Origin of the sequence: Micromonospora sp. NPDC047812 (assembly GCF_040704175.1) — a bacterium.
In the GTDB taxonomy this organism is placed as follows: Bacteria; Actinomycetota; Actinomycetes; order Mycobacteriales; family Micromonosporaceae; genus Micromonospora.
Genome location: NZ_JBEYRY010000001.1, coordinates 728,115 through 752,206, shown reverse-complemented (window position 1 = coordinate 752,206; position 24,092 = coordinate 728,115). Strand labels below are relative to the sequence as shown.

Annotated in this window: 22 protein-coding genes; 12 read left to right on the top strand and 10 right to left on the bottom strand. The window is 73.7% G+C overall.

Features of this window, described 5'->3' with window-relative positions; genetic code table 11:
* The first annotated feature begins 80 nt into the window (after positions 1–80).
* Both AB0883_RS03350 and AB0883_RS03345 read left to right on the top strand, forming a co-directional pair.
* Positions 81–692, top strand: a complete 612-nt coding sequence (locus AB0883_RS03350; RefSeq protein ID WP_366639076.1) for an antibiotic biosynthesis monooxygenase — start codon at positions 81–83, stop codon at positions 690–692.
* Between the two features lie 252 nt (positions 693–944).
* On the top strand, positions 945–1,796 hold the full coding sequence (locus AB0883_RS03345) for a GDSL-type esterase/lipase family protein (protein ID WP_366639074.1): 852 nt from the start codon (positions 945–947) through the stop codon (positions 1,794–1,796).
* 64 nt (positions 1,797–1,860) lie between these two features.
* Here AB0883_RS03345 and AB0883_RS03340 read toward each other — a convergent pair whose 3' ends face one another.
* The 3 genes from AB0883_RS03340 to AB0883_RS03330 form a co-directional block, all read right to left on the bottom strand.
* Entirely contained in the window at positions 1,861–2,559 is a 699-nt protein-coding gene (locus tag AB0883_RS03340; protein ID WP_366640260.1) for an EcsC family protein, read from the bottom strand.
* Between the two features lie 98 nt (positions 2,560–2,657).
* Entirely contained in the window at positions 2,658–2,801 is a 144-nt protein-coding gene (locus AB0883_RS03335; protein ID WP_366639072.1) for a hypothetical protein, read from the bottom strand.
* A gap of 103 nt (positions 2,802–2,904) precedes the next feature.
* Positions 2,905–3,741, bottom strand: coding sequence for a peptidase M23 (locus tag AB0883_RS03330; RefSeq protein ID WP_366639070.1), 837 nt, complete (start codon positions 3,739–3,741; stop codon positions 2,905–2,907).
* A gap of 418 nt (positions 3,742–4,159) precedes the next feature.
* Between AB0883_RS03330 and AB0883_RS03325 the strand changes: the two genes are divergently transcribed.
* From AB0883_RS03325 to AB0883_RS03315, 3 genes are read left to right on the top strand one after another with little or no spacing between them, the layout of a single operon-like run.
* Complete coding sequence (locus AB0883_RS03325) at positions 4,160–5,080, top strand: PAC2 family protein (protein WP_121395537.1); 921 nt, start codon at positions 4,160–4,162, stop codon at positions 5,078–5,080.
* Between the two features lie 37 nt (positions 5,081–5,117).
* A complete protein-coding gene (locus tag AB0883_RS03320; RefSeq protein ID WP_366639068.1) occupies positions 5,118–5,915 on the top strand; it encodes an exodeoxyribonuclease III in 798 nt (265 codons plus the stop codon).
* Between the two features lie 28 nt (positions 5,916–5,943).
* Positions 5,944–6,258, top strand: coding sequence for an antibiotic biosynthesis monooxygenase (locus AB0883_RS03315; protein ID WP_121395541.1), 315 nt, complete (start codon positions 5,944–5,946; stop codon positions 6,256–6,258).
* Positions 6,259–6,428: 170 nt separating this feature from the next.
* Here AB0883_RS03315 and AB0883_RS03310 read toward each other — a convergent pair whose 3' ends face one another.
* Positions 6,429–7,106 (bottom strand): class F sortase, encoded by a 678-nt coding sequence (locus AB0883_RS03310; RefSeq protein WP_366639067.1) that lies wholly within the window; start codon positions 7,104–7,106, stop codon positions 6,429–6,431.
* A gap of 7 nt (positions 7,107–7,113) precedes the next feature.
* Entirely contained in the window at positions 7,114–7,776 is a 663-nt protein-coding gene (locus AB0883_RS03305; RefSeq protein WP_366640259.1) for a hypothetical protein, read from the bottom strand.
* A 222-nt stretch (positions 7,777–7,998) separates the two neighbouring features.
* Between AB0883_RS03305 and trmB the strand changes: the two genes are divergently transcribed.
* The 4 genes from trmB to AB0883_RS03285 all read left to right on the top strand — a co-directional run bounded on the left by trmB (position 7,999) and on the right by AB0883_RS03285 (position 13,609).
* Positions 7,999–8,628: a tRNA (guanosine(46)-N7)-methyltransferase TrmB gene (gene trmB / locus AB0883_RS03300; protein WP_366639065.1), complete on the top strand. Its 630-nt coding sequence runs from the start codon at positions 7,999–8,001 to the stop codon at positions 8,626–8,628.
* A 97-nt stretch (positions 8,629–8,725) separates the two neighbouring features.
* On the top strand, positions 8,726–11,230 hold the full coding sequence (locus tag AB0883_RS03295) for a DUF3516 domain-containing protein (RefSeq protein WP_366639063.1): 2,505 nt from the start codon (positions 8,726–8,728) through the stop codon (positions 11,228–11,230).
* A gap of 123 nt (positions 11,231–11,353) precedes the next feature.
* The gene (locus AB0883_RS03290) at positions 11,354–11,749 is read left to right on the top strand and encodes a hypothetical protein (RefSeq protein WP_366639061.1); all 396 of its coding nucleotides are present in this window, start codon (positions 11,354–11,356) and stop codon (positions 11,747–11,749) included.
* 489 nt (positions 11,750–12,238) lie between these two features.
* The gene (locus AB0883_RS03285) at positions 12,239–13,609 is read left to right on the top strand and encodes an MFS transporter (RefSeq protein WP_366639060.1); all 1,371 of its coding nucleotides are present in this window, start codon (positions 12,239–12,241) and stop codon (positions 13,607–13,609) included.
* Between the two features lie 31 nt (positions 13,610–13,640).
* On the opposite strand, the gene helR is transcribed toward AB0883_RS03285, so the two are convergent.
* A complete protein-coding gene (helR, locus tag AB0883_RS03280; RefSeq protein WP_366640258.1) occupies positions 13,641–15,788 on the bottom strand; it encodes an RNA polymerase recycling motor ATPase HelR in 2,148 nt (715 codons plus the stop codon).
* A gap of 627 nt (positions 15,789–16,415) precedes the next feature.
* Between helR and AB0883_RS03275 the strand changes: the two genes are divergently transcribed.
* The 3 genes from AB0883_RS03275 (at position 16,416) to AB0883_RS03265 (ending at position 20,106) form a co-directional block, all read left to right on the top strand.
* Positions 16,416–17,060, top strand: coding sequence for a hypothetical protein (locus tag AB0883_RS03275; RefSeq protein WP_357719304.1), 645 nt, complete (start codon positions 16,416–16,418; stop codon positions 17,058–17,060).
* Between the two features lie 124 nt (positions 17,061–17,184).
* Positions 17,185–18,969, top strand: coding sequence for a hypothetical protein (locus tag AB0883_RS03270; RefSeq protein ID WP_366639059.1), 1,785 nt, complete (start codon positions 17,185–17,187; stop codon positions 18,967–18,969).
* A 45-nt stretch (positions 18,970–19,014) separates the two neighbouring features.
* A complete protein-coding gene (locus AB0883_RS03265) occupies positions 19,015–20,106 on the top strand; it encodes a glycosyltransferase family 2 protein (protein WP_366639057.1) in 1,092 nt (363 codons plus the stop codon).
* A gap of 21 nt (positions 20,107–20,127) precedes the next feature.
* Here AB0883_RS03265 and AB0883_RS03260 read toward each other — a convergent pair whose 3' ends face one another.
* The 4 genes from AB0883_RS03260 to AB0883_RS03245 are packed head-to-tail and all read right to left on the bottom strand — an operon-like array spanning position 20,128 to position 24,080.
* Positions 20,128–21,072 (bottom strand): iron-siderophore ABC transporter substrate-binding protein, encoded by a 945-nt coding sequence (locus tag AB0883_RS03260; protein WP_366639055.1) that lies wholly within the window; start codon positions 21,070–21,072, stop codon positions 20,128–20,130.
* Positions 21,072–21,920, bottom strand: a complete 849-nt coding sequence (locus AB0883_RS03255; protein WP_366639053.1) for an ABC transporter ATP-binding protein — start codon at positions 21,918–21,920, stop codon at positions 21,072–21,074. Before AB0883_RS03255 ends, AB0883_RS03260 begins: the two co-directional genes overlap by 1 nt.
* A 25-nt stretch (positions 21,921–21,945) precedes the next feature.
* On the bottom strand, positions 21,946–23,037 hold the full coding sequence (locus tag AB0883_RS03250) for an iron ABC transporter permease (protein WP_366639051.1): 1,092 nt from the start codon (positions 23,035–23,037) through the stop codon (positions 21,946–21,948).
* Positions 23,034–24,080 (bottom strand): iron ABC transporter permease, encoded by a 1,047-nt coding sequence (locus AB0883_RS03245; RefSeq protein WP_366639050.1) that lies wholly within the window; start codon positions 24,078–24,080, stop codon positions 23,034–23,036. The genes AB0883_RS03250 and AB0883_RS03245 overlap by 4 nt, the downstream gene beginning before the upstream one ends.
* Positions 24,081–24,092 lie beyond the last annotated feature (12 nt).

Here is a 24,092-nt window from a genome sequence, read left to right as displayed (position 1 = left end):
CGTCACCCCGCTGGTGGGGTGCGTTACACCGGCGGCCGGTCAGCCGGTCGAACCGGCTCCGACCGGAGAGGATGGCCGGTATGACGATGACCCACGCGCTGCCGGTGACCGTCGCCGTCGCCCGGCGCACCGACCCCGCCCGGACCAGCGAGATGGTGGCCTGGATGCGGGCCGGCACGGCGCTGGCCGAGGCGTTCCCGGGGTTCCTCGGGTCCGGCTGGGTACGCAGCGCGCCCGGCTCCGGGGAGTGGCACATCATCTACCGCTTCGCCGACCACGACACGCTGCGCCGCTGGGAGGAGTCCCCGCAGCGGCACTGGTGGCTCTCCTCCGCGCAGGGCATCGTCGAGCACACCCGCGTCGAGCGGCGCACCGGCGTCGAGGGCTGGTTCGACCCGCCGTTGGCGGACGTGGCGCAGACCGTGCCGGTCAGCGCCGAGCCGACGGTCCCGCCGCCCTCCCCACCGCGCTGGAAGCAGGCGGTGACCATCTGGCTGGCGTTCTTTCCGCTCAGCCTGACCGCGACGCTGCTGACCAGCCGGTTCCTCCCGGACGTGCCGCTGGCCGCGCGGGTCCTGATGATGACCCTCACGCTGACCCCGCTGATGACCTACCTGGTGCTGCCCCGGATCACCCGGGCCCTGCACTGGTGGCTGCACGGCCAGCGCGCGCCCTGGCGCCTCGCGCGCTGACCGCCGCGCCGACCTCTGCCTGCTGCGCTGGTCCCGCCCGGCGCGTCGACCGCCGTCTGGCGCGTCGACCGCGCTCTGACACACCGATCCCATCCGACACGCCGTCCGCAGTCTGGCGCGCGATCCGCGCCTAGCACGCGGAGTCGCGCCGGAACAGCCCTCTGCCGCATAGTCGACAGCGGCGGGCTGCCCCACCGGGCCCGCGCTTAGAGTTACCGCGCTGTCGCTCTCCGCTGCGGGACTGGGGATGGTATGCCTCGACGTTGGGTCACCGTGGCCGCCTGCCTGCTGGCGCTGGTCGCGCTCGCCTGCGAGGGCGGCGGGGAGCCCGGCTCCCGCCCGCCACGGGAGACGCCGTCGCCCGGCTCGCCCGGCGGCATCGCTGCCCTCGGCGACTCGATCAGCACCGGCTTCGGCTCCTGCCTGGTGCTGGTCTCGTGCGAGCGCAACTCCTGGTCCACGGGGGACGGGCTGCGCGTCGACAGCCTCTACCGACGGCTGCTCGACCGGAACCCGGCGATCCGGGGCAAGGTCCACAACCACGCCAGCCCCGGGGCCCGCGCGGCGTCGCTGGAGGGGCAGGCCCAGCGGGCGGTACGCGACCGCGTCGACCACGTCACCGTGCTGATCGGCGCCAACGACGTGTGCCGGGGCGGCATCGAGGCGATGACCCCGGTGAAGCAGTTCCGCGCCGAGGTGGACCGCGGCCTGCGGGTGCTGCGGCAGGGCCGGCCGAAGGCCAGGGTGCTGGTGGTGAGCGTGCCGAACCTGCACCGACTCTGGGAGGTCGGGCACACCGACGCGCGGGCGGTGCGGGCCTGGAAGCGGGGCGTCTGCCCGGCGCTGCTGGCCAACGCCACCTCGACGGATCCGCTCGACCGGGCCCGCCGGGCGGCCGTCCGGGAGCGGATCGCCGACTACAACGCCCAGCTCGCCGCCGCCTGCAAGGCGTACGGCTCACGCTGCCGGCACGACGGCGGGGCGGTGCACCGGGTGCGGTTCGACCTGGAGCTGGTCAACCCGCTGGACTGGTTCCACCCCAACGCCGCGGGGCAGGACCGGCTGGCCGACGTGGCGTGGCGCGCCTCGGGCCTCGGCTCCTGACCCGCCGACCGACCGCACCGGCCCACCCGGACCGGGCGGCAGGATCGGCGTACGGCGGCCCGCCTCAGGGCCGGCGGGGCTCGGGGACGGTCGGTCCGCCGTACTGGCGGTAGAGGGCGTGGGAGCGCGCGGCGAGATCCTTGGTGGCCGACGAGTTGGCCCAGGTGCCGAGGACGATCGCCGCGCCGGGCACCACCTTGGCGAAGACCCGCTTCGCCGCGCGCACCCCGGCCATCTGGGCCAGTCGCACGCCGAGGCGCAGCATCACCTTGCCGAGTGGGTTCTGCCCGCCGCTGCCGAAGAGGGCCCCGGCGCGCTCCCGGCCGGCGGCCACCCCGAGCGCCAGCCGGGCGCTCTCGGCGACCTTGTGCACCTTCTGCAGCACCAGCAGGTCGGTGGCCCGGTCGCCGTGCAGCGGGTCGACGCCGTACGCGGCGGCGACGTGCAGCACCATCCGGGCCTGGGTCCAGGCCAGCACGCCCACGTCGATCACGGCGCCGGGCAGCCCGGCGGCGCCCGACACCGCCCCGGAGAGCCGGGCGTGGTTGACGAACTTGCGTACCGCCTGCTCCGCCAGGGCCTCGGCGGAGATGCCGGGCTGCTCGGCCCGGGCCCGCGCGGCCCACTGCGCCGCCTCCGGCCCCAGCCGGCGTACGGCCTCCAGGGCGAGGTGCTCCGGGGCGTACTGCGGGTCCTCCCGCATCCGGTCCCAGAGCTTCAGCGGCGGCGCCTCGGTGGCCTCCTGCGTCGGTGCCGGAACCACGGCCGGCGGCTGCGGTCCTCCGGCGACGTGCTGGTCGTCGGCGGGCGCGGAATCGGTCACAGGGTCTCCCGGGGGTCGGAGAGGTCGGCGGTGACGGGTCAGCGGCGGTTCTGGAACTTGGCCGCGAGGCCCTTGAGCTTCTGCTGGGTGCCGGGCTTGTTCAGCTCGCGACGGCCACGGTCGACCATCTGCTGACCCTTGGGCGAGCGCAGGAAGGTGGTGATCCGCTGCATCAGTGACATGTTGTCCTCCAGTCGGTGGTGCCTGCTCCATGTGTACCTCGGAGTGACAACACATGTACCCCGGATGCCCGAACCGCAACCGTCCACTGTGGCTGGTGTAAGCCTACTGCCCGGCCTCCAGGCAGGCGGCGACGACCTTGGTGGCGCGCCACTCGTGCTTGGCGTAGTGCTCCGGGTAGGCGGAGATCTGCACCGCCTGGGCGGCGTCGGTGAGCCGCATCTGCTGCCATCCCGGCACCTGGGCCAGCGCCGAGAGGAACTGCCGGGTGGCGAACTCCGGGTCCATCAGCTCACCGACCTCGCCCCAGCCGCTGCTGGAGCGCTGCTGGAACAGCCCGACCGAGTCGTGGTCCCACCCGATGCCCTGGTGCGGGTACTCGCGGGACTCGGGAAGCACCCCGCTGGCGACGTTGTAGAGGTTGCTCTCCTGCATCGCGGTGGCGACCGCGATCACCAGCGCCCGCCGGGGCATCCCCATCTCGCGCCCGGTCCGCACGATCTCCTCGGCGTTCTCCATCTGGGCGTCGTCGAGGCCGACGACCGGGGCGGGGTCCACCGGCTTGCGGGTGGTCTTCTTCGGCGCCGGGGTCGTGGTGTCCGGGTCGGCGGCGCGGGTCGGGCTGGCGGAGGCGGCGACGCGCTCCACCCTGCGGGAGGCCGGGTCCGGCTCGGCGCGCTCGGCGAGCGCGGACGGGGCTGCGGCGGGGGCCGGGTCGGCGGAGCCGTCGCGCGCGCCCTGGGCGACGGCGGTCAGCCCGAGGCAGCACAGCACGCCGGTGGCGAGGGCGATCCGGGCCCGGGCCGGCCCGCGCGTCAGCAGGTGGGCGTACGTCCCGGCGGCGCGGAGACCGGCTGACCGAACGTACGAGGGGGTATCGTTCGAACGGTCCACCGGGTCACCGGGGGCGGTCTGGTCGTCGAGGGTGGGGTCGTCACGCATCAGCCGAGGCTAGGCAGGCCCACCCGCCGATCACCCGGGGTGATCTCGTGGCTTTCCTCACGATATGGGGCAGGCCGGGTGGACGCCCCTGCCGTCGCCGGCAGCCCGGGGGACGGACCTCACGGACCGGTCAGACCTCCGGGTCACCCCGGCCCGCCCCTGCGTGGCCGGAACGCGGACAAACCCCCGACGCCCGGCCCATGATCCCCAAACTCCCCCGTTCGACCGATAGCCTGATCACCCTGACGGTCATCCTTCGCCGTCCGGCGGCGGGCTTGCGGGCATACGCCCGATTACTGGTCAGGTGACGACCCGCGGCGGGGCGCGGCGAGGAATGCACGAGGATGGCGGGTACGTTTCCCCGAACCGGGTGCCGTCGCGCGGCGACCCGTACGCACGACCAGGGAGGTCCGCACCGGTGCTCGACCCACACGAGCTCTACGAGCTCACCGACGATCTGCCCGACCTCGGTCAGCCGGTGCTGATCCAGACCCTCACCGGCTTCGTCGACGCCGGCAGCGCCACCCGACTGGCCAGGGAGCAGCTGCTCACCTCCCTGGACGCCCGCCCGATCGCCCGGTTCGACGTCGACCAGCTCTTCGACTACCGCTCGCGCCGCCCGGTGATGACCTTCGTCGAGGACCACTGGGAGTCGTACGACGCCCCGGCGCTGGAGCTGCACCTGCTCCGCGACGACGACGAGACCCCCTTCCTGCTGCTCACCGGCCCGGAGCCGGACCTGCAGTGGGAGCGCTTCGTGGCCGCGGTGGCAGGGATCTCCGCGCGGCTGGACGTCCGGCTCACCGTCGGGCTCAACTCGATCCCGATGGCCGTGCCGCACACCCGGCCCGCCGGGGTGACCGCACACGCCACCCGCCGCGAGCTGATCGCCGGCTACGAGCCGTGGTTGCAGCGGGTGCAGGTGCCGGGCAGCGTCGGGCACCTGCTGGAGTACCGCCTCGGCGAGCTGGGCCGCGACGCCCTCGGCTTCGCCGCCCACGTGCCGCACTACGTGGCGCAGACGGAGTACCCGGCCGCCGCCGAGGTGCTGCTCGCCTCCGTGTCCCGCAGCACCGGGCTGCTGCTGCCCCGCGACGGGCTGCGTTCGGCGGCCGAGGTGGTCCGCGTGGAGATCGACCGGCAGGTCGCCCAGACCGACGACGCCGCCCAGCTGGTGCAGGCCCTGGAGGAGCAGTACGACGCGTTCGCGCGCGGCCGGGGCGAGAAGAACCTGCTGGCCGCCGAGGCCGGGCCGCTGCCCACCGCCGACGAGTTGGGCGCCGAACTGGAGCGGTTCCTGGCCGAGCAGACCCGCCCGGGCGACACCCCGGGCAGCTGAGCCGGCGACGCGCGCGGGGATGGGGCAGGCTGGTCACATGCGTCTGGCGACCTGGAACGTGAACTCGGTGAAGGCCCGCCTGCCCCGGCTGCTCGACTGGTTGGCGGGCACCGGGCCGGACGTCGTCTGCCTTCAGGAGACCAAGTGCCCGGACGGCGCCTTCCCGGTGGCCGAGGTGGGCGAGCTGGGCTACACGGTGGCCAGCCACAGCGACGGCCGGTGGAACGGGGTGGCCATCCTGTCCCGGGTCGGCCTGGCCGACGTGACGGTGGGGTTCCCCGGCGAACCGGGCTTCCCCGACCCCGAGGCCCGGGCCATCTCGGCGACCTGCGACGGGGTCCGGGTCTGGTCGGTGTACGTGCCGAACGGTCGGGCGCCGGACGACCCGCACTACGCGTACAAGCTCGCCTGGTTCGCGGCGCTGCGGGACGCGCTGGAGACGGAGCTGACCGGCGGCCTGCCGCTGGCGGTCTGCGGTGACTTCAACGTCGCGCCCACCGACGCCGACGTCTGGGACCCGGCGGTGTTCACCCACTCCACGCACGTCACCCCGGCGGAGCGGGCGGCCCTCGCGGCGCTGCGCGACCTCGGGCTCGCCGACGTGGTGCCCACGCCGATGAAGGGCCCGCACCCGTTCACCTACTGGGACTACCGGGCGGGCATGTTCCACCAGAACAAGGGCATGCGGATCGACCTGGTGTACGCCTCGGCGCCGTTCGCCCGGGCGGTCCGCTCCGCGTACGTGGACCGGGAGGCGCGCAAGGGCAAGGGGCCCTCCGACCACGCGCCGATCGTGGTCGACGCCGACCTGGTTCCGGCCGTCGAGTCGTTCTGAGCCCCGGCCCCGTCGCTAGGGTGGAGTCATGGCAGTCGTGAAGATCAACGCGATCGACGTCCCTCCCGGCGCGGGCGAGGAGTTGGAGAAGCGGTTCGCCGCCCGGGCCGGAGCGGTGGAGAACTCCCCCGGCTTCCTCGGCTTCGAGCTGCTGCGTCCGGTGGCCGGGGAGAACCGCTACTTCGTCTACACCCGCTGGGAGACCGAGGAGGCGTACCAGGCGTGGGCCGCCGGCCCCTCCCGCGCCGCCCACGCCGGCACGGGCGAGAAGCGTCCCCCGGTCGCCTCCGGCGCCACCCTCCTGGAGTTCGAAGTGGTCCAGCAGGTCCCGGGCCGATCCTGACCTCTCCCCTCTCCCCTCTCCCCCACCCCCACCTCCCCCACCCCCACCTCCCACCTCCCGCCCGCCCCCACTCTCCGGAGGCGGCGATCATGAGGTTGGCGGCGAAGTGGATCTCCCTGACCACCGCCAACCTCATGATCGCCGGGGATCGGGCGGGCGGGAGCCTGCGCTCAGGCGGGGCGGGAGGAGAGCAGGGTGGCGAAGACGATGATGTTGTCGGCATAGCCCGTCCGGCCGCCGAGCCAGTCGCCGCCGCAGGTGATCAGGCGCAGGCCCGCGGGGCCCTCGTCGCCGTAGACCCGCTCCGCCGGCAGCCGCTCCTTGGGGAAGTGCTCCACGGAGTCGACCCGGAACACCACGACCGAGCCGTCCGCCCGGGCCACCTCGACGGTGTCGCCCGGGCGCAGCTTGTGCAGGTCGTAGAAGACCGACGGACCACGCTTGGTGTCCACGTGCCCGACGATGACCGACGGGCCCGGCTCGCCCGGGGTGGGTCCCCGGTCGTACCAGCCGGTCTCGTCGGCCCGCTCGAGCGGCGGGACGGCGATCGAACCGTCCCGGGCCTGGCCGACGGGAGCCACCGGGGCGGACACCTTGATCGCGGGAATCGACAGGCGCACCGGCCGGCTGGCCGCCAGCGCGCCGCTCTCGCTGCGGGACGGCCGGTCCTGTCCCCCGCCGGCGGCCCAGTCGAACGGACCGGCGGTGCGGCCCAGGCCCGCGCCGGTGGCGAAGACCCCGGCCAGCACCAGCACCACGGCCAGCGGCACCGACCAGGGGCGACGTCCGGGCGGCCGTGGGCTCCGGGCCGCCGCGGCGGCCGGCTTCGGGGCGGGCGTGGTGGCCATGACCGGCTCAGCGTCGGGCGGCGCCACGGACGGTACGCGGGCGGCGCGCCGCCCGGACCGCGAGCACGATGCCGGTCACGATCAACGCGAGGCCACCCGGGAGCAGCAGCCCGCCCGTCACGCCACCGGCGCCCCCACCGAACCCGGTCGCCGGGCCACGACTGGGCTTCACGGCCTTGACGACCTGGAGCATGGTCGAGGCGGTCTCGCCGTCGCGGCACTCCAGCTTGATCCGGTAGTTGCCGGGCCGGGTGCGCTCCCGCACCATCGGCGCGGCGGTCAGCGAGCCGTTCTGCGGCTGCACCTGCACCCTGCCGAAGGCGTCCGAGACCACGGTGGCGGGGACGGAGTTGTCCCGGCAGTTGGCCCGGATCCCCACCAGGAAGCCGGGCTCGACCGTGCTCGGGCTGACCTCGACGAAGACGTGCGGCCCCGGCGGCCCCGGCTGGGGCGCGCCGGCCCGGACCAGCGAAGCGACGCCGGACTCCAGGACGACGCCGGACGACAGGGACGACAGTGCGGCCGTGGGCGGCAGGGCGGCGAGGAACGACAGGGCGGCCAGGGACGCACGGGCGGCCGTGGGCGGCGGGGCGGCGGTGGCCGGCCGGGCCGCGAGCAGGGGACCGGCGAGCACGGTCGCGATCGCCAGCGCCACACCGCCGCGGTGCACCGACACGACGCCCCCTCCCGGCGCGTTGGGGCAGTGCCGGGCAACACCAGGCACCCGGTCTGCCGTACGGGATGGATCCTCTCATCCCCGGGCGAACATCACATCCGATTCGGCGCGGTCGTCGCGTACGCTCGGGTCGTTGTGACCTTCACCGACTCCCCCGCCGCTGCCCCCGCGCCCGCCGCCCGGACGATCCGGACCTTCCATCCGCGCCGTGGCCGGATGAGCAGTCGCCAGACGGACGCCCTCGACCGGCTCTGGCCGGTCTACGGCCTCCACGTGCCGGAGCGGCCCGGCACCCCGGTGGACCTCGCCGCCCTGTTCGGCCGACGGGCCCCGCTGGTGCTGGAGATCGGTTCCGGGATGGGCGACACCACGGCCGAGATGGCCGCCGCCGACCCCGGTCGAGACTATCTGGCGGTCGAGGTGCACACGCCCGGAATCGCCAACCTGCTGGACCTGGTGGACCGGCACGGCCTGCGCAACGTACGGGTGGCGCAGGGCGACGCCCTGGACCTCGTGGCGGGCCTGCCGGAGGCGTCGCTGGACGCCGTGCACGTCTTCTTCCCCGATCCCTGGCCCAAGTCCCGGCACCACAAGCGGCGGATCATCCAGCCGGCCCACGTCGCGCTGCTGCGCTCCCGGCTGACGCCCGGCGGCACCCTGCACTGCGCGACCGACTGGGCCGAGTACGCCGAGGCGATGCGCCAGACCCTGGACGCCGACCCGGGGCTGGTCGACGCGCACGAAGGCTTCGCCCCCCGCCCCGCCCACCGCCCGGTCACCAAGTTCGAGCGCCGGGCCCTGCGGGCGGGCCGCCCGATCTTCGACCTGATCCACCGCCGGTCGTGAGGGCGGGGGCCGTTCCGGCGCCGGAGCGGCCCTTCCACGCCTCTCCCGCCCGGCCGGTTGGCGCTCGGGGGCATGATCCAGGCACGATGGACGCGCTATGACGCTCACCGCCGCGCTGCCGACAAGCGCCGACCCCGACACCCTCTTCGACGCGTTCGCCGGCTGGGCGAAGGAGCGCGGCCTCGACCTCTACCCCCACCAGGAGGAGGCGGTCATCGAGATCGTCTCCGGCGCCAACGTGATCATGAACACGCCGACCGGGTCCGGCAAGAGCCTGGTCGCGATCGCGGCGCACTTCGCGGCCCTGGCCGACGACCGGACGACCTTCTACACCGCCCCGATCAAGGCGCTGGTGTCGGAGAAGTTCTTCGCCCTCTGCGAGATCTTCGGCGCCGACAACGTCGGCATGCTGACCGGCGACGCCAGCGTCAACGCCGACGCGCCGATCATCTGCTGCACGGCCGAGATCCTCGCCAACCTCGCGCTGCGCGAGGGCGACCGCGCCGACGTCGGCCAGGTGGTCATGGACGAGTTCCACTTCTACGCCGAGCCCGACCGGGGCTGGGCGTGGCAGGTGCCGCTCATCGAGCTGCCGCAGGCGCAGTTCGTCCTGATGTCCGCCACGCTGGGCGACACCACCCGCTTCGTCGACGACCTGGCCCGGCGTACCGGCCGGCCCACCGCCGTCGTCCGCTCCGCCGAGCGGCCGGTCCCGCTGATCTTCTCGTACGCGATGACGCCGCTGCACGAGACCCTCGAGGAACTGCTGGAGACGCGGCAGGCGCCCGTCTACGTCGTGCACTTCACCCAGGCCGCCGCTCTGGAACGCGCCCAGGCCCTGATGAGCGTCAACGTCTGCACCCGCGCCGAGAAGGACATGATCGCCACCGCGATCGGGAACTTCCGGTTCACCTCCGGGTTCGGCAAGACCCTGTCCCGGCTGGTCCGGCACGGCATCGGCGTGCACCACGCCGGGATGCTGCCCAAGTACCGCCGGCTGGTCGAGACCCTGGCCCAGGCCGGCCTGCTCAAGGTCATCTGCGGCACCGACACCCTCGGCGTCGGGATCAACGTGCCGATCCGCACCGTGCTGTTCACCGGCCTGTCCAAGTACGACGGGGTGCGCACCCGGCTGCTCAAGGCCCGCGAGTTCCACCAGATCGCCGGCCGCGCCGGGCGGGCCGGGTTCGACACCGTCGGCCGGGTCGTCGTGCAGGCACCCGAGCACGTCATCGAGAACGAGAAGGCGCTGGCCAAGGCCGGCGACGACCCGAAGAAGCGGCGCAAGGTGGTGCGCAAGAAGCCGCCGGAGGGGTCGATCGGCTGGGGGAAGCCCACCTTCGACCGCCTGGTCGAGGCGGAGCCGGAGCCGCTCACCTCCAGCTTCCACGTCAGCCACTCGATGCTGCTCAACGTCATCGGCCGCCCCGGCGACGCGTTCGCGGCGATGCGGCACCTGCTCACCGACAACCACGAGGATCGCGCCGCCCAGCGCCGGCACATCCGGCGCGCCATCGCCATCTACCGGGCGCTGCGCGCGGGCGGGGTCGTCGAGCAGCTCGACGAGCCCGACGAGACCGGGCGGCGGGTCCGCCTCACCGTCGACCTCCAGCTCGACTTCGCCCTCAACCAGCCGCTCTCCCCGCTGGCGCTGGCCACGATCGAGCTGCTCGACGTCGAGTCCCCCTCGTACGCCCTCGACGTGCTCTCGGTGGTCGAGTCGATCCTGGACGACCCGCGCCAGGTGCTCTCCGCGCAGCAGTTCAAGGCCCGCGGCGAGGCGGTCGCCGCGATGAAGGCCGAGGGCATCGAGTACGAGGCCCGCCTCGAACTCCTCGACGGCGTGACCCACCCGAAGCCGCTGGCGGAGCTGCTGGACTCGGCGTACGAGATGTACCGGCAGGGGCACCCGTGGGTGGCCGACCACGAGCTCTCCCCCAAGTCCGTCGTCCGGGACATGTACGAGCGGGCGATGACCTTCACCGAGTACGTGCAGTTCTACGGGCTGACCCGCTCCGAGGGACTCGTGCTGCGCTACCTCGCGGACGCGTACAAGACGCTGCGGCAGACGGTGCCCGAGGACGCCAAGACCGAGGAGCTGGTCGATCTCATCGAGTGGCTCGGCGAGCTGGTCCGGCAGGTGGACTCCAGTCTCATCGACGAGTGGGAGCGGCTGCGCAACCCCACCGACGCCGCCGAGGCCGCGGAGGCCCTGGACGACCGTGTCCCCGCGGTCACCCGCAACGCCCGGGCATTCCGGGTGCTGGTGCGCAACGCCCTGTTCCGCCGGGTCGAGCTGGCCGCCCTGCGCCGCTGGTACGACCTCGGCGAGCTGGACGCCGCGTCGGGCTGGGACGCGGACGCCTGGGCCGACGCCCTGGAGCCGTACTTCGAGGAGTATGGGGAGATCGGGGTGGGCCCGGACGCGCGCGGGCCGGCGCTGCTGATGATCGAGCAGGGCCGGGAGCGGTGGACGGTCCGGCAGATCCTCGACGACCCCGACGAGGACCACGACTGGGGCATCAGCGCCGAGGTCGACCTCGCGGCCTCCGACGAGGCGGGCGCGGCGGTCGTCCGGATCACCTCGGTCGGCCAGCTCTAGGGCGTGTGTCGAAGTCCGTCACAGCCACTCGCGGGCCAGAGCCATCGAGGCGACCCCGCCCCTGAGGCCGGGACCGCCCCCGCGGCGGGCACCCGTGCGCCCCCGCACTAGTCTCCTGAAACCATGCGGACCCGCCTCGGGAACTTCCTGGTCGTCCTGGTGACCTTCGTGCTCATCGTGCCGGCCGCTTCGGCGATCTGTGCCGCGATCCTCGGCGGTGTCCAGCACGACCTGTATCCGGTTACCGCCGGCATCGGCGCCATCGGCGTGGTGTTCATCATGACGGTGGTCGCGGGCAGCGGTCGTCTCTGGCCGGCGTTGTTGACCACGCCATGCGGATACCTCGCCGCCTGGGGCGTAGCCACGGCGGTCGCCGCCGTGGACCGGAACGAGAGCGCACCCGTCGTGATCGGGGCTGTGGCGGGAGTCGCCGGTCTCGTCCTCGGCCCACTGTCGTCGTTGCTCATCCCACCGCACAGCCCGCGTCGGACGGTCCTCGACATCTTCGACGTCGTCTGAGCCCTGACAGCCGCACCGGTACCTGACCCACCGGAGCACGGACCGTCCGCGGTGGGCACGCTTCGAGCCCCTGGTCGGCGCTGACCGCGTCCTGGCGGACAAGGCGTGACGGACTTCGACACACGTCCCAGCCGTCGCCGCCACCGTGCGGGGCCGGCTCCGGCCGGCCCCGCCGCGCTGCTCCGGGTGCCCGCACAGAAGTATCGCGTTGCCGGGGTGAGGCGACCTGGACTACGTTGACCCCGTGCCCGCCTCGGACAGGGTGCGCCGCCCGTAGCGGCGGCGCGAAACCCCAGACTCCCTAACGCTCTGCGTTTCCGCTCCGCCGCATCAGCGATCCTTCGCCGGTGTGGCCGTCCGGGCTGCCCGGCTCCGCATGCGATGTCCGGAGCCTTTCGTGCACAGTTCTTCATCCACCTGTCCCGTTCCCTGTGACACCCCCTGTTCTCGTCTCCTCCCGACCGTCCCGGTCCCGGGTGGGTGGGCGCGGTGAACGCGCGCGCCCGCACCCTGACGGCGGTGCTGTTGTCGTCGCTGTCGTTTCCACTGACCATCACCGGGGCGTCCGTCGCGCTTCCCGGCATCCAGCACGACCTCGACGCGTCGCTCACGACGGCGCAGTGGGTCGTCAACGGCTACAACCTCTGCTTCGCGGCGTTCCTGGCCTTCGGCGGCTCGCTCGCGGACCTGCTCGGCAAGCGCCGCCTCTTCGCCGCCGGGGTCGCGGTCTTCTTCGCCGGCAGCGTGCTGTGCGTGCTGGCCCGGGACGCCACGGTCCTGAACCTCGCGCGCGTCCTCGCCGGCACGGGTGCGGCAGCGGCGACGGCCACCGGTCAGTCGATCCTCGCGGCGTCCTTCGCCGGACCGGCCCGGACCCGGGTGTTCGGCGCGCTCGGCGCGGTCCTCGGCGTCGGTCTCGCGTTCGGACCCACGATCTCCGGCCTGCTCGTGGACGCGCTCGGGTGGCGGGCCGTCTTCGCGGTCCCCGCCGCGCTGGCGGGCGTCGTGCTGCTGTTGTGCCCCTTCCTGCCCGAGCTGCCCGGTGCCAGGAGGCGGATCGACTGGGGCGGCGGCGCGCTGTTCACCGCCGCGCTCGCGCTCCTCATCTGGGCCTTCGTCGAGGCACCCGCCCGGGGAGCCGCACACCCGTCGGTGATCGCCGCGCTGCTCGCCCTCGTGGTCTGCGGGATCGGGTTCGTACGGGTCGAGAAGCGCCGCAGCGACCCGATGTTCGACCTCGGCCTCCTGCGCAACCAGCGCTTCGTCGGGTACTCCCTGGTCGCCGCGACCATGATGGGACTGCTCGTACCCCTGCTGGTCTACCTGCCCTCCTACCTCATCGACGTCGTCGGCCTCAACGCCGGTCGAGCCGGGTTGTGGATGCTCATGCTCACCCTGCCCTCGGTCGCCCTGCCCCCGGTCGGAGCGGCGGTCGCGCGTCGCTCGCCCCGCCTGCTGTCGGTCGGGGCGATCGGCCTCGGCGCGGCCGGCATGTTCGCCCTCACCACCATCGGACCCGACAGCACGCCCCGTTCCCTCCTGCTGCCGCTGCTGCTGATCGGGACCGGTGTCGGCGCCACCACGGGCGTGATCGACGGGCTCGCCATCTCCAGCGCGCCCGTCCGACAGGCCGGCACCGTGGCCGGGCTGTTCAACACGGGCCGGCTCGTCACCGAGACCATCGCGCTCGCGCTCGTCGGCTCCACCCTCGCCATCGTCAGCGGCGGGCACCTCGCCGGCGACGGCTTCACCGCCGCGCTGCGCGTCGTCGCGACGGCGCTCGGCTGCTTCGGCGTCGTCTCCGCCGTCGGCGTCGGTCTCCTCCTGCGACGACGGGATGCCGGGCACCCGGTGGCGTGAGCCCTCTGACGCTGCGCGTCCGGGCGCGTCGTCAGGAGGTGGTGAGGACGACGAGCTGCTGGGTCGCCCGGGTCATCGCGACGTAGCGGTCGACCGCGCCTGCGACGCCGTCACCGAACGCCTCCGGGTCGACGAGGACGACCAGGTCGAACTCGAGCCCCTTCGACAGCTCCGGGGTCAGCGACCGGACCCGGGACGTCGCCCGGAACGTGGGGTCGCCGATGACGCAGGCGACCCCCTCGGCGTGCGCGGCGAGCCAGGTGTCGAGGATCGCGTCCCGGTCAGCGGCGGATCCGCGTACGACGGGAACGCCGCCGCTGCGGATGGAGGTCGGCACGTTGGCGTCCGGGAGCACGGCCCGGATGACCGGCTCGGCCTCCGTCATGACCTCCTCCGGCGTCCGGTAGTTGATGCTCAGGGAGGCCAGGGTGATCCGGTCGAGCCCGATGCGCTCCAGCCGTTCCTGCCACGACTCGGTGAAACCGTGCCTGGCCTGCGCGCGGTCGCCGACGATGGTGAAGCTGCGGGACGGGCAGCGGAGCAGCAGCATCTGCCACTCGGCGTCGGTCAGCTCCTGCGCCTCGTCCACGACGATGTGCGCGAACGGGCCGGCGAGCAGGTCCGGCTCGATGTCGGGCAGTACGGTCTCGTCGACCAGGGCGTCCTGGAGGTCCAGTTGGCGCAGGCTCGACAGCACACCTTCACCGTCGTCGTAGGCATCGGCCTCGATCAGGTCGTCGACGACGGTGGCCATGCGCGCGCGTTCGACGGCGACGACGGCCTCGTGCCGGCGCCTGCGCCCGGACGCCTCCGGGTCGCCGAGCCGCTGCCGTGCCGCGTCCAGCAGCGGCAGGTCCGACACCGTCCAGGCCTGGGCGTCGCGGCGCTGCAACCTGCGGACCTCGTCGGGGCTGAGCCAGGGGGCGCACGTGCGCAGGTAGGCGGGCACCGACCACAGGTCGCCGACGAGGTCGGTCGCCTCGATCAGCGGCCAGGCGCGGTTGAAGGTCGTACGCAGCTCCCGGTTGCGCAGCAGCGAGGCGCGGACCACGTCGTCGGGCTCGTCGCCGTCGCACTTCTCCACCAGGATCGTGAGCAGCTCCTCCCAGACCTCGTCGCGCGCCTCGTTGTGCGGGGCACCGGACCCCGGCGCCTCGAACGCCACGGCCCAGTCGTCGGCGCTGAGCCAGATGTCGGACTCGTCGGTCGCGACCGTCATCCCCTCCGTCGGCGGCTCCTCGTAGAACCTGACCGCCGCTTCGATCGCCCGCACCATCTCCGCCGACGACTTCAGGCGGGCCACCTCCGGATCGGTCTCGACGCTCGCCACGGCGCCCTCCGGTACGAGGTCCCGCAGGGTGCACGTCTGCACGTCCTCCTCGCCGAGGCTGGGAAGGACGTCGGCGACGTAGGCCAGGTAGGGCTGGTGCGGCCCGACGAACAGCACGCCGCCGCGGCGGTGACCGAGGCGGGGGTCGGCGTAGAGCAGGTACGCGGTGCGGTGCAGAGCGACGACGGTCTTCCCCGTGCCGGGACCGCCGTCGACGACGAGCGCGCCGCGCGAGCCCGCGCGGATGATGGCGTCCTGGTCGGCCTGGATCGTGCTGAGCACGTCGCGCATCCGGGTCGACCGGCTGCCGCCCAGGCTGGCGATGAAGGCGGACTGGTCGTCGAGCGCGGCGGCGTGCCCCTCGAACCCGTCCGGGGTGAACACCTCGTCCCAGTAGTCGGTGATCCGGCCACGGGTCCAGCGGTACCTGCGACGGCTCGCCAGACCCATCGGGTTGGCGTGGGTCGCGCCGAAGAACGGCTCGGCCGCGGGGGAACGCCAGTCGAGCAGCAGCCGACGCCCCGCGCCGTCCGTCAGGCCACGTCGTCCGACGTACACGGGCTCGGGGTCGTCCGCACCGACCATGTGTCCGAGGCACAGGTCCATCCCGTAGCGACGCAGTGTGCGCAGCCGGGCGGTCAGCCGACGGATCTCCGTGTCCCGGTCGACCGCCTGCCGGCCCTTGCCGCCGGGCGCCCTGCGCTCGGCGTCGAGGCGGCCGGACAGGTCGGTGGTCAACTGATCGAGGCTCTCCGCGATGGCCGCGAAGTGCCGCTCGTCGTTGGCGATCAGCGTCGGGTCCGCCTTGGCGGAGAGATGGTCGGGAAGGTCGAACGCACCGGTGGTCAGAGGGCTCACGTCGTTCAGCTCCGATCTCAATTCTGGGCCTGGCCGGCGACACCGGTCAGCCGCGCCGGGAACCGCTCGTCCGGGGCGCGTACGGCCGCTTTCGCGCGCCGGGTGCCCGCGGTCGCCCCGCGAGTTCCACCAGCGGATCGACGTCCCCCGTTCGACGACGACACACGCGTTCAGCGAATTCCGTTTTCGCTGGTCCTGGCCTCGGCGGGTGATTCTGCGGCACGACCCGGGTCTTGCCGCAAGCCCCCCGGTGCGCTATATGTTGAGAAGGGAAAGGAGCGGATACTCCTTTCCCTTTGTCGTTGCCGGGGCGAATAGCGTTTCGCGAACCGGACGCGTCGGGAGCGCCGCCGCACACCGCACCGCTCTTCCCGGATCGCATACCCCGGGCCCTCGCGGGCCAGGTGCCGCAGCCGCGCCTTGAGCCGGGCACCGGTCTGCGGACCGGCCACGGAGGCCCCGAAGCGTGTCCCCGGCGTCCGCGACGATCCTCCCGGCCGGAGCGGTCCGTCTCCCTTCGCGCTGCCGGCCACGAAGGCCCCCGCAAACCCTGGGAGATGTCACACCCGTCGATTAGAATGTATGTACTAATCGAGGTCCTGACCTGGGAGGACGCCCGTGACCACGCCCGCCTCCGCCCCACCCACCCCCTACGCCACCCTGCTCGGCTTCACCCGCTACGTCGACCGCACCGGCCCGACGAAGGCCACCTTCGTCGGGGGCCTGCGCAAGCAGCGGGCCAGCCGCTCCGGCTTCAACCCGCACGGTCAGTTCGTCAAGGCACTCAAGGCCGACATCGCCTTCCACACCGGCGGCACCCACCTCGACCAGGTGGTCGACGTGGTCAAGCCCCGCTGGCGACCGCTCTACCAGGCCCTCGTCCCCGGCGCGACGGCCTGGCTGCGCTCCCTCGGCGAGCCGAGGGACGTCGACCTCGCCCAGACCCGCGACGCGCTCGCGATGCTGGGCGACCTGCCCGTCAAGGTCAACCCCCAGTTCGGCGTACGGCACGCCGACGGTCGCGTCGAGGCCGTCCGACTGCACTTCGACGAGGCGCCACCCAGCGAGGAGGCGACGCTTGCCACCCTGCACCTGATGGCCCGGCACATGGACGCGGTGCTGCCGCACGCCGAGCCGGTCCTGGTCGACGTCCGTCGCGGCGAGGCCCACCGCATGCCCGCCGACGCCCGCCCGGAGCAGATCGAGCGCTGGCTGGCCGGCGAGGCGGCGGCCTTCCGGGCCATCTGGGCCACCGCCGCCTGATCCCCTCCCACCAACCGATCCGCTCGCCCGGTCCGGCCGACACGGCCGGGCCGGGCGCCGACGAAAGCCCACATCCCGGGCGGCGGATCGACACGGCGCACAGCATCGTGAATCATCTATCCTCATGACCACCGGGTCCACGGACGCCCGTCCGCCCGCCGAGATCGCCGACCACGACCAGGTTCCCGCTCCCAGGGACCCCGGCCGGCGGGAGCGGTGGAGCTGGCTGCGCCACGAATGGACACTGGCGGTGCTCGGCGGGCTGCTGCTGGCGGTGGTGCTGACCTGGCCGACGATGCGGCATCCGGCGAGCACCATCCCCGGCGACATCGGCGACCCCACGTTGCAGGCGTGGCAGATGGCCTGGGCCGGGCACGCCGTGCTCAACAACCCGGCCGGTCTGTGGCACTCCAACACGTTCTTCCCCGAGACCTACACGTACGCCTACAGCGACACCCTGCTCGGATACGCCCCGTTCGGGATGCTCGGCTCGGGCTTCGAGGCCGCCCTGGTCCGGTACAACGTGATGTACGTGCTGGTGCACGCGTTGGCCTTCGTCGGGGCGTACGCGCTGGTCCGGCAGCTCGGCGCGGGCCGGCTGGGCGGGGCGGTCGCCGGGGTCGCGTGGGCGTACGCGCCCTGGCGGTTGGCGCACTCCGGTCACCTGAACATCCTGTCCAGCGGCGGGATCGCGTTGTGCCTGGCGATGCTGGCCCGCGGGCACGGCTGGTCGCTGCGGGACGGCTACCGGCCGGAGCGACGGCGTCCGGGCTGGGCCCTGGCGGGGTGGCTCGTCGCCGCCTGGCAGATCAGCCTGGGCTTCGGCATCGGTCTGCCGCTGGTCTACTTCCTGCTGGCCGCGGTGCTGGTCGGGGCCGGCGGCTACGGCTGGTCGTGGTGGCGGCGCGGGCGACGTCCCGCGTTCGGCCGGCGGCTGCTGGTCGCCGACCTGGCCGGCGGGGCCGTCTTCGGCACGGCGACGCTGCTGCTGGGCCTGGTCTACCTGAAGGTCGTCGACCTCAACCCGCAGGCCGAGCGGTCGCTGGCCTGGACGGAGATGTTCTCGCCGCCGCTGATCGGCTTCGTCACCGCCCCGGCGGACTCGTGGTGGTGGGGCGAGCGGCACGCGGCGGCCCGGGAACAGCTGTCCTGGCCGCCGGAGATGGCGTTGCTGCCCGGGATGGTCCTGCTCGCGTTGGCCGCGGCGGGGCTGTTCGTCTCGGTGTTTCCGGCCCGGCACCGGGTCGTGTTGGGCCTCGGCGTGCTCGGCACGGTGCTGCTGGGCCTGGGCGTCACCCTCGGCGGCGACGGCGATCCGGGCTACCTGACGCTGTCGAAGCACCTGCCGGGCTGGGGCGCGTTGCGGACGCCGGGCCGGATGATGCACTGGACCAGCCTGCTGCTGGCGGTGCTGGCGGCGGGCACGGTGACGGTGTTCGCCACGGCGGTGCGGCGGTGGTCGTCCCGGGGCTGGGCCAGGTTCCTCGCACCGGTGCTCCTGCTGGTGCCGCTGGCCCTGGTCGGGCTGGAGGGGGTCAACCGGACGGCGCATCCGGTGGTGCCGACGCCGCCGGCCGCGATGCGTACGGCGGGGGAACCGATGCTGGTGCTGCCCGCCGGCGGCGCGATCGACCTGATCTTCATGTTGTGGACGACGGACGGGTTCCCCCGGGTCACGAACGGGCTGGCCGGGTTCGAGCCGGTCACCCAGGCGCAGACCCGGGCCGCGACGGCCGCCTTCCCCGATCCGGGCAGCGTGGCGTACCTGCGGGGCATCGGGGTGCGGTCCGTGGTGGCCCTGCCGGGCTGGAGCGCCGGGACGCCCTGGGAGGGCATCGCGGACCGGCCGTTCGAGGGGCTCGGCATCACCCGGGAGGAGATCGATGGTGTGCTGGTCTACCGCCTCTGACCGGGGCGGCGCGGGCCGGGGGTCCTCGGGCACCGGCCGGGCGGGGTGACGCGGGTGCTCCTGTCGCTGGTGGTGCCCTGCTTCAACGAGGAAGCCTCGGTGGAGCGGCTGCACACCGCGGTGACCGCCGCGGTCGCGGAGCTGTCCGACGTCGACATCGAGGTGGTGTACGTCGACGACGGCAGCTCCGACGGCACCCTCGTGGCGCTGCGCCGTCTCGCCGCCGCCGATCCCGCCGTGCGCTACACGTCGCTGAGCCGGAACTTCGGCAAGGAGGCGGCGATGCTGGCCGGGCTGGAGCGGGCCACCGGGGACGCGGTGGTCATCATGGACGCCGACCTCCAGCATCCGCCACGGCTGCTGCCCGACATGGTGGCGCTGTACCGGCAGGGTTTCGACCAGGTGATCGCGCGCCGGGACCGGCGTGGTGACCGGTTCGTCCGGATGCTGGCCTCGCGGTCCTTCTACCGGGTGGTCAACTGGTGGATCGACGTGCGGCTGCTGGACGGGGCGGGCGACTTCCGGCTGCTGTCCCGGCTGGCGGTGGACGCGGTGCTGGCGATGCCGGAGTACAACCGCTTCTCGAAGGGGCTGTTCTCCTGGATCGGCTTCCGCACGGTGGTGGTCGCGCACGGCAACGAGACCCGGCAGGCGGGCCACAGCAGGTGGACGTTCGGCAAGCTGTTCAACTACGCCTTCGACGGATTGCTGTCGTTCAACAACCGGCCGCTGCGGCTGGCGATCTACGGCGGCCTGTTCCTCACCCTGATCGCGGTGGTCTACATGGCCTGGGTGGTCGGGGACGCCGTCAGCAAGGGAATCGACGTGCCCGGCTACACCACCATCATCGTCAGCGTGATCGGTCTCGGCGGCATCCAGATGACGATCCTGGGCGTGATCGGGGAGTACATCGGCCGGATCTACTACGAGACCAAACGCCGGCCGCACTACCTCGTCCAGGAGACCGAGGACCTGGTCACGCAGAGCGGGGAGGCGCCCCGGGTGCCGGACCAGCCGGCGGTACGCCCGGCCGAGCGGGGCCGGCAGGGCGGGCCGGCCCGCGAGGACCTCTCCCGGTACCGCTCGCTCCGGCGCGCCGCCGGCGAGTCCGTGGCGGGTGACGCGCGGCAGCCGTAGCGGCCGCCGCGCGCGACCGCGTCAGGCGGTGACGTACTTCTCCAGGTCGTCGAGGATCTTGTTGGCGGCGCCGATGCCGATGCCGGTCATCCAGATCTCGTCGGAGACGACGTGCGACTTGCCCGCCTTGACCGCCGACAGCCCCTTCCAGAGCGTCCCGCCGGTCACCTTGGCCTGCTCGGCGGCGGCCTTCTCGCCGTACGCGGTCACGAAGATGACGTCACCGTCGACCTCGCCGATCCGCTCCGGGCTGACCCGGTCCATCCGCCGGTCCTCCTTGCCGGTGAGCTGCTGGCGCTCGGGGCGGCCCAGCCCGGTGTCGCCGATGACGATGCCGGAGAACGAGTCCGGCCCGTACACCCGGATCTCGGTCGGCATGAAGCGGACGATGGAGACCTCGCGCGTGGCGGCGTCGCCGAGCTTGCCGCCGAACTCCCTGGCCCGCGTCTCGTACGTGGCCAGCAGGTCCTTGGCCTGCTGCTCCTTGCCGAGCGCCTTGCCGTCGAAGAGGAAGTTCTCCTTCCAGGTGATGCCGACCTTCTCGGTGAAGACGGTCGGCGCGATGGCGGCCAGCTCGTCGTAGAACTTCTCCTGGCGGAACTTGCTGCCCAGGATCAGGTCCGGCTTGAGGGCGTTGATGGCCTCCAGGTCGGGCTCGGTGAGCACCCCGACCTCCTTGATGCCGGCGAGCTTCTCCTCGCCGAAGTAGGTCGGCCAGCTCCTCGCCTCGCCGGCGGTGGCGGCGCCGACCGGCGTGACGCCGAGCGACAGCGCGGTGTCGATCTTGTCGGTGTCGAGCACGACGACGCGCTTCGGTTCCGCCGGCACCTTCGTGGTGCCCATGGCGTGGGTGATCTCCCGGGTCTCCCCGGTGGTGGTGTCGGCGACCGGGTCGCTCTCACCGCAGGCGGTGAGACCGACGCCGAGGGCCAGCGCCGCGGTGAGGGCGGCGGCGAGACGACGCATCAGATTCCTTTCGAAGGGTGCGAGCCGGTCAGCGGCGTCGCCGCGTCCCCGGCGGGCAGGCGGGTCAGGGAGGGACTGGTGAGCGCGGGCACCACCAGGGGCGCCCCGGTCACCGGGCAGGGCACGACCACGCAGTCGAGGCCGAAGACGTCGCGTACCAGGTCGGCGGTGAGGATCTCCCGGGGCGGCCCGGCGGCCACCACGGCGCCGGAGCGCATGGCGATCAGGTGGTCGGCGTACCGGGCGGCCTGGTTGAGGTCGTGCAGCACGGCGACGACCGTACGGCCCCGCTCGACGCGCAGCCGGTGCAGCAGGTCCAGCACCTCCACCTGGTGGGCGAGGTCCAGGAAGGTGGTGGGCTCGTCCAGCAGCAGCGCCTCGGTGTCCTGGGCGAGGGTCATGGCGATCCAGACGCGCTGGCGCTGGCCGCCGGAGAGCGTGTCGACCGGCCGGTCCGCCAGCGCCGTCACGTCGGCGAGCGCCATGGCCCGGTCGACGGCCGCGCCGTCGGACTCCGACCACTGCCGCCACCACCGCTGGTACGGCTGCCGGCCCCGGCCCACCAGGTCGGCGACGGTCACCCCCTCCGGCACCAGCGGACTCTGCGGCAGCACGCCGAGGCGGCGGGCGACCTCGCGGGTCGGCAGGTCCCGGATGGCGGTGCCGTCCAGCAGCACGGCGCCACTGCGGGGGGTGAGCAGGCGGGCCATGGTGCGCAGCAGCGTGGACTTGCCGCAGGCGTTCGGCCCGACGATCACCGTGAACGCGTCGCCGGGCAGCTCCAGGTCGAGCCCGTCCAGCACGGTCCGCTCGTCGTAGCCGGCGACCAGGTCGCGGGTGGAGAGCATCACGCCTCCTTGCCAGGGTGGGACATCACGAGGACCGCCGCCGGCCACGGAGCAGCAGGAAGATCAGGTACGGGCCGCCGATGGCGGCGGTCAGCACGCCGGCCGGCAGCTGGGTGGGGGCGAACAGCCGCCGGCCACCCAGGTCGGCCAGCACCAGCAGCAGCGCCCCGAGCAACGCGGCGCAGACCAGCGGCGGGCGTTCGGCACGGACCAGCCGGCGGGCCAGCTGCGGGGCGACGAGGGCGACGAAGTCCACCGCGCCCACCTGCGCGGTGACCATCGCGGCGGCCAGCACCCCGGTGCCGGCGAGGCCGACCCGGCGGGCCACCGGGCGCAGGCCGATCCCCCGGGCGGTGTCGTCGTCCAGGGCGGTGCTGTTCAGCGCCCAGCCGGCCCAGGCCAGCACCGGCAGGAGCGCGGCCAGGGTGAGGGCGATCCACAGGCTCTCGGTCCAGCCCTTGCCGGCGAGCGTGCCGATCAGCCAGATCTGCGCGCGCAGCCCGTCGATCGGGTCGGCGGTGAGCATGACGACCTCGGTCAGGGCGCGCAGCGCGAAGGCGACCGCCACGCCGGCGAGCACGAACCGCTGGGCGGCCAGCCCGTGCCGGGCGCCGAGGACGAACAGCAGCACGGCGGCGACCAGCCCGCCGACCAGCGCCGCCGGCGCCACGAGGACGGCGGCGACACCGCCGGTCAGGGCCACCGTCGCGGCGAGACCGGCGCCCTGGGTGATGCCGACGACGTCGGGGCTGGCGAGCGGGTTGCGGGCCACGCTCTGGATCAGCGTGCCGGCCACCCCGAAGGCCGCGCCGGCCACCGCGGCCAGCACCAGCCGGGGCAGCCGCAGGTCGAGGACCACCAGGTCGTACGGGGTGCCGGCGCCGGAGAGGGCGCGCAGCACGTCGGCCGGGGCGACGTACGGGGTGCCCAGCGAGAGGCTGAGCACCCCCGCGCCGAGCAGCAGCACGACCAGCGCGGCGGCGACCAGCACCGAGCGGCGGCGGACCTGCACGCTGACCGGGCCGATCCGCACCAGCGACCGCCCGGGCAGCGCGGTGACGCCCAGCCGGGGACGGCCCGCCGGCCGCCCGACGGCCGGGGTGACGGGGGCGGTCACGCCGTCACGACCTTCGCGCGGCGGACCAGGAAGGCCAGCAGCGGGGCGCCGATCAGCGCGGTGACGATGCCCGCGGGCACCTCCCCGGGCGGCGCGACGAGCCGGCCGACGACGTCGGCGCCGAGCAGCAGCGCGGGCCCCAGCAGTGCCGAGACCGCGAGGGTCCAGCGGTGGTCGGCGCCGACCAGGGCGCGGGCCAGGTGCGGCACCGCGAGCCCGACGAACGCGATCGGCCCGGCGGCGGCGACGGCCGCCCCGGTGAGCAGCACCGCGGCGACGCCGCCGCCGAGGCGGACCAGCCCGATGCGGTGCCCGAGGCCCCGGGCCACGTCGTCGCCGAGGGCGAGCGCGTCCAGGCCCCGGGCGACGAGCGCGGCCAGGACCAGCCCGGCGAGCACGAACGGCAGCACCTGGGCGGCCACCGTGAGGTCCCGGCCGGTCAGCCCGCCGACCACCCAGAAGCGGTACTCCTCGAAGGTGCGGGCGTCCATGCTGAGCAACGCGTACACCACGGAGGCGAGACTGGCGTCGAGGGCCGCGCCGACCAGCGCGAGGGTGACCGGGCTGGCGCCCTCGCGGGCCTTGGCCGCGACGGCGAAGACCAGCACGCCGGCCCCGAGCGCGCCGGCGATGCCGAACCAGACGTACCCGGCGAGGGTGCCCACGCCGAAGACGGAGATGGCCAGCACCACGCCGAACGAGGCGCCGGCGCTGATGCCGAGGATCCGCGGTTCGGCCAGCGGGTTGCGGGTGAGGGCCTGGAAGAGGACCCCGGCGACCGCGAGCGCCAGCCCGACGGCGAGGCCGAGCGCGGTGCGCGGCATCCGCAGTTCCCGCACGATGGTGGCGGCCTCGCCGCCGTCCGGGGCGACCAGCGCGCGCCACACCTCGTCGACGGCCAGCGCCCGGCTGCCGAGCGCGAAGCTCGCCAGTACGGCCAGCAGCAGCACCGACGCGGCGGCGACCGTGACCGCGAGCCGCCGGCCACCACGCGCCCGGGGCCGGGTGCCGGCAGGCGCCGGTCGGGTGGCGAGGCTGGTCACGAGGCTCCTGCA

Coding starts and splice junctions, on each gene's coding strand:
- AB0883_RS03350 (WP_366639076.1), top strand. CDS start 81: ATGACGATGACCCACGCGCTGCCGGTGACCGTCGCCGTCGCCCGGCGC.
- AB0883_RS03345 (WP_366639074.1), top strand. CDS start 945: ATGCCTCGACGTTGGGTCACCGTGGCCGCCTGCCTGCTGGCGCTGGTC.
- AB0883_RS03335 (WP_366639072.1), bottom strand. CDS start 2,801: ATGTCACTGATGCAGCGGATCACCACCTTCCTGCGCTCGCCCAAGGGT.
- AB0883_RS03330 (WP_366639070.1), bottom strand. CDS start 3,741: ATGCGTGACGACCCCACCCTCGACGACCAGACCGCCCCCGGTGACCCG.
- AB0883_RS03320 (WP_366639068.1), top strand. CDS start 5,118: ATGCGTCTGGCGACCTGGAACGTGAACTCGGTGAAGGCCCGCCTGCCC.
- AB0883_RS03315 (WP_121395541.1), top strand. CDS start 5,944: ATGGCAGTCGTGAAGATCAACGCGATCGACGTCCCTCCCGGCGCGGGC.
- AB0883_RS03310 (WP_366639067.1), bottom strand. CDS start 7,106: ATGGCCACCACGCCCGCCCCGAAGCCGGCCGCCGCGGCGGCCCGGAGC.
- trmB (WP_366639065.1), top strand. CDS start 7,999: ATGAGCAGTCGCCAGACGGACGCCCTCGACCGGCTCTGGCCGGTCTAC.
- AB0883_RS03295 (WP_366639063.1), top strand. CDS start 8,726: ATGACGCTCACCGCCGCGCTGCCGACAAGCGCCGACCCCGACACCCTC.
- AB0883_RS03290 (WP_366639061.1), top strand. CDS start 11,354: ATGCGGACCCGCCTCGGGAACTTCCTGGTCGTCCTGGTGACCTTCGTG.
- AB0883_RS03270 (WP_366639059.1), top strand. CDS start 17,185: ATGACCACCGGGTCCACGGACGCCCGTCCGCCCGCCGAGATCGCCGAC.
- AB0883_RS03260 (WP_366639055.1), bottom strand. CDS start 21,072: ATGCGTCGTCTCGCCGCCGCCCTCACCGCGGCGCTGGCCCTCGGCGTC.
- AB0883_RS03255 (WP_366639053.1), bottom strand. CDS start 21,920: ATGCTCTCCACCCGCGACCTGGTCGCCGGCTACGACGAGCGGACCGTG.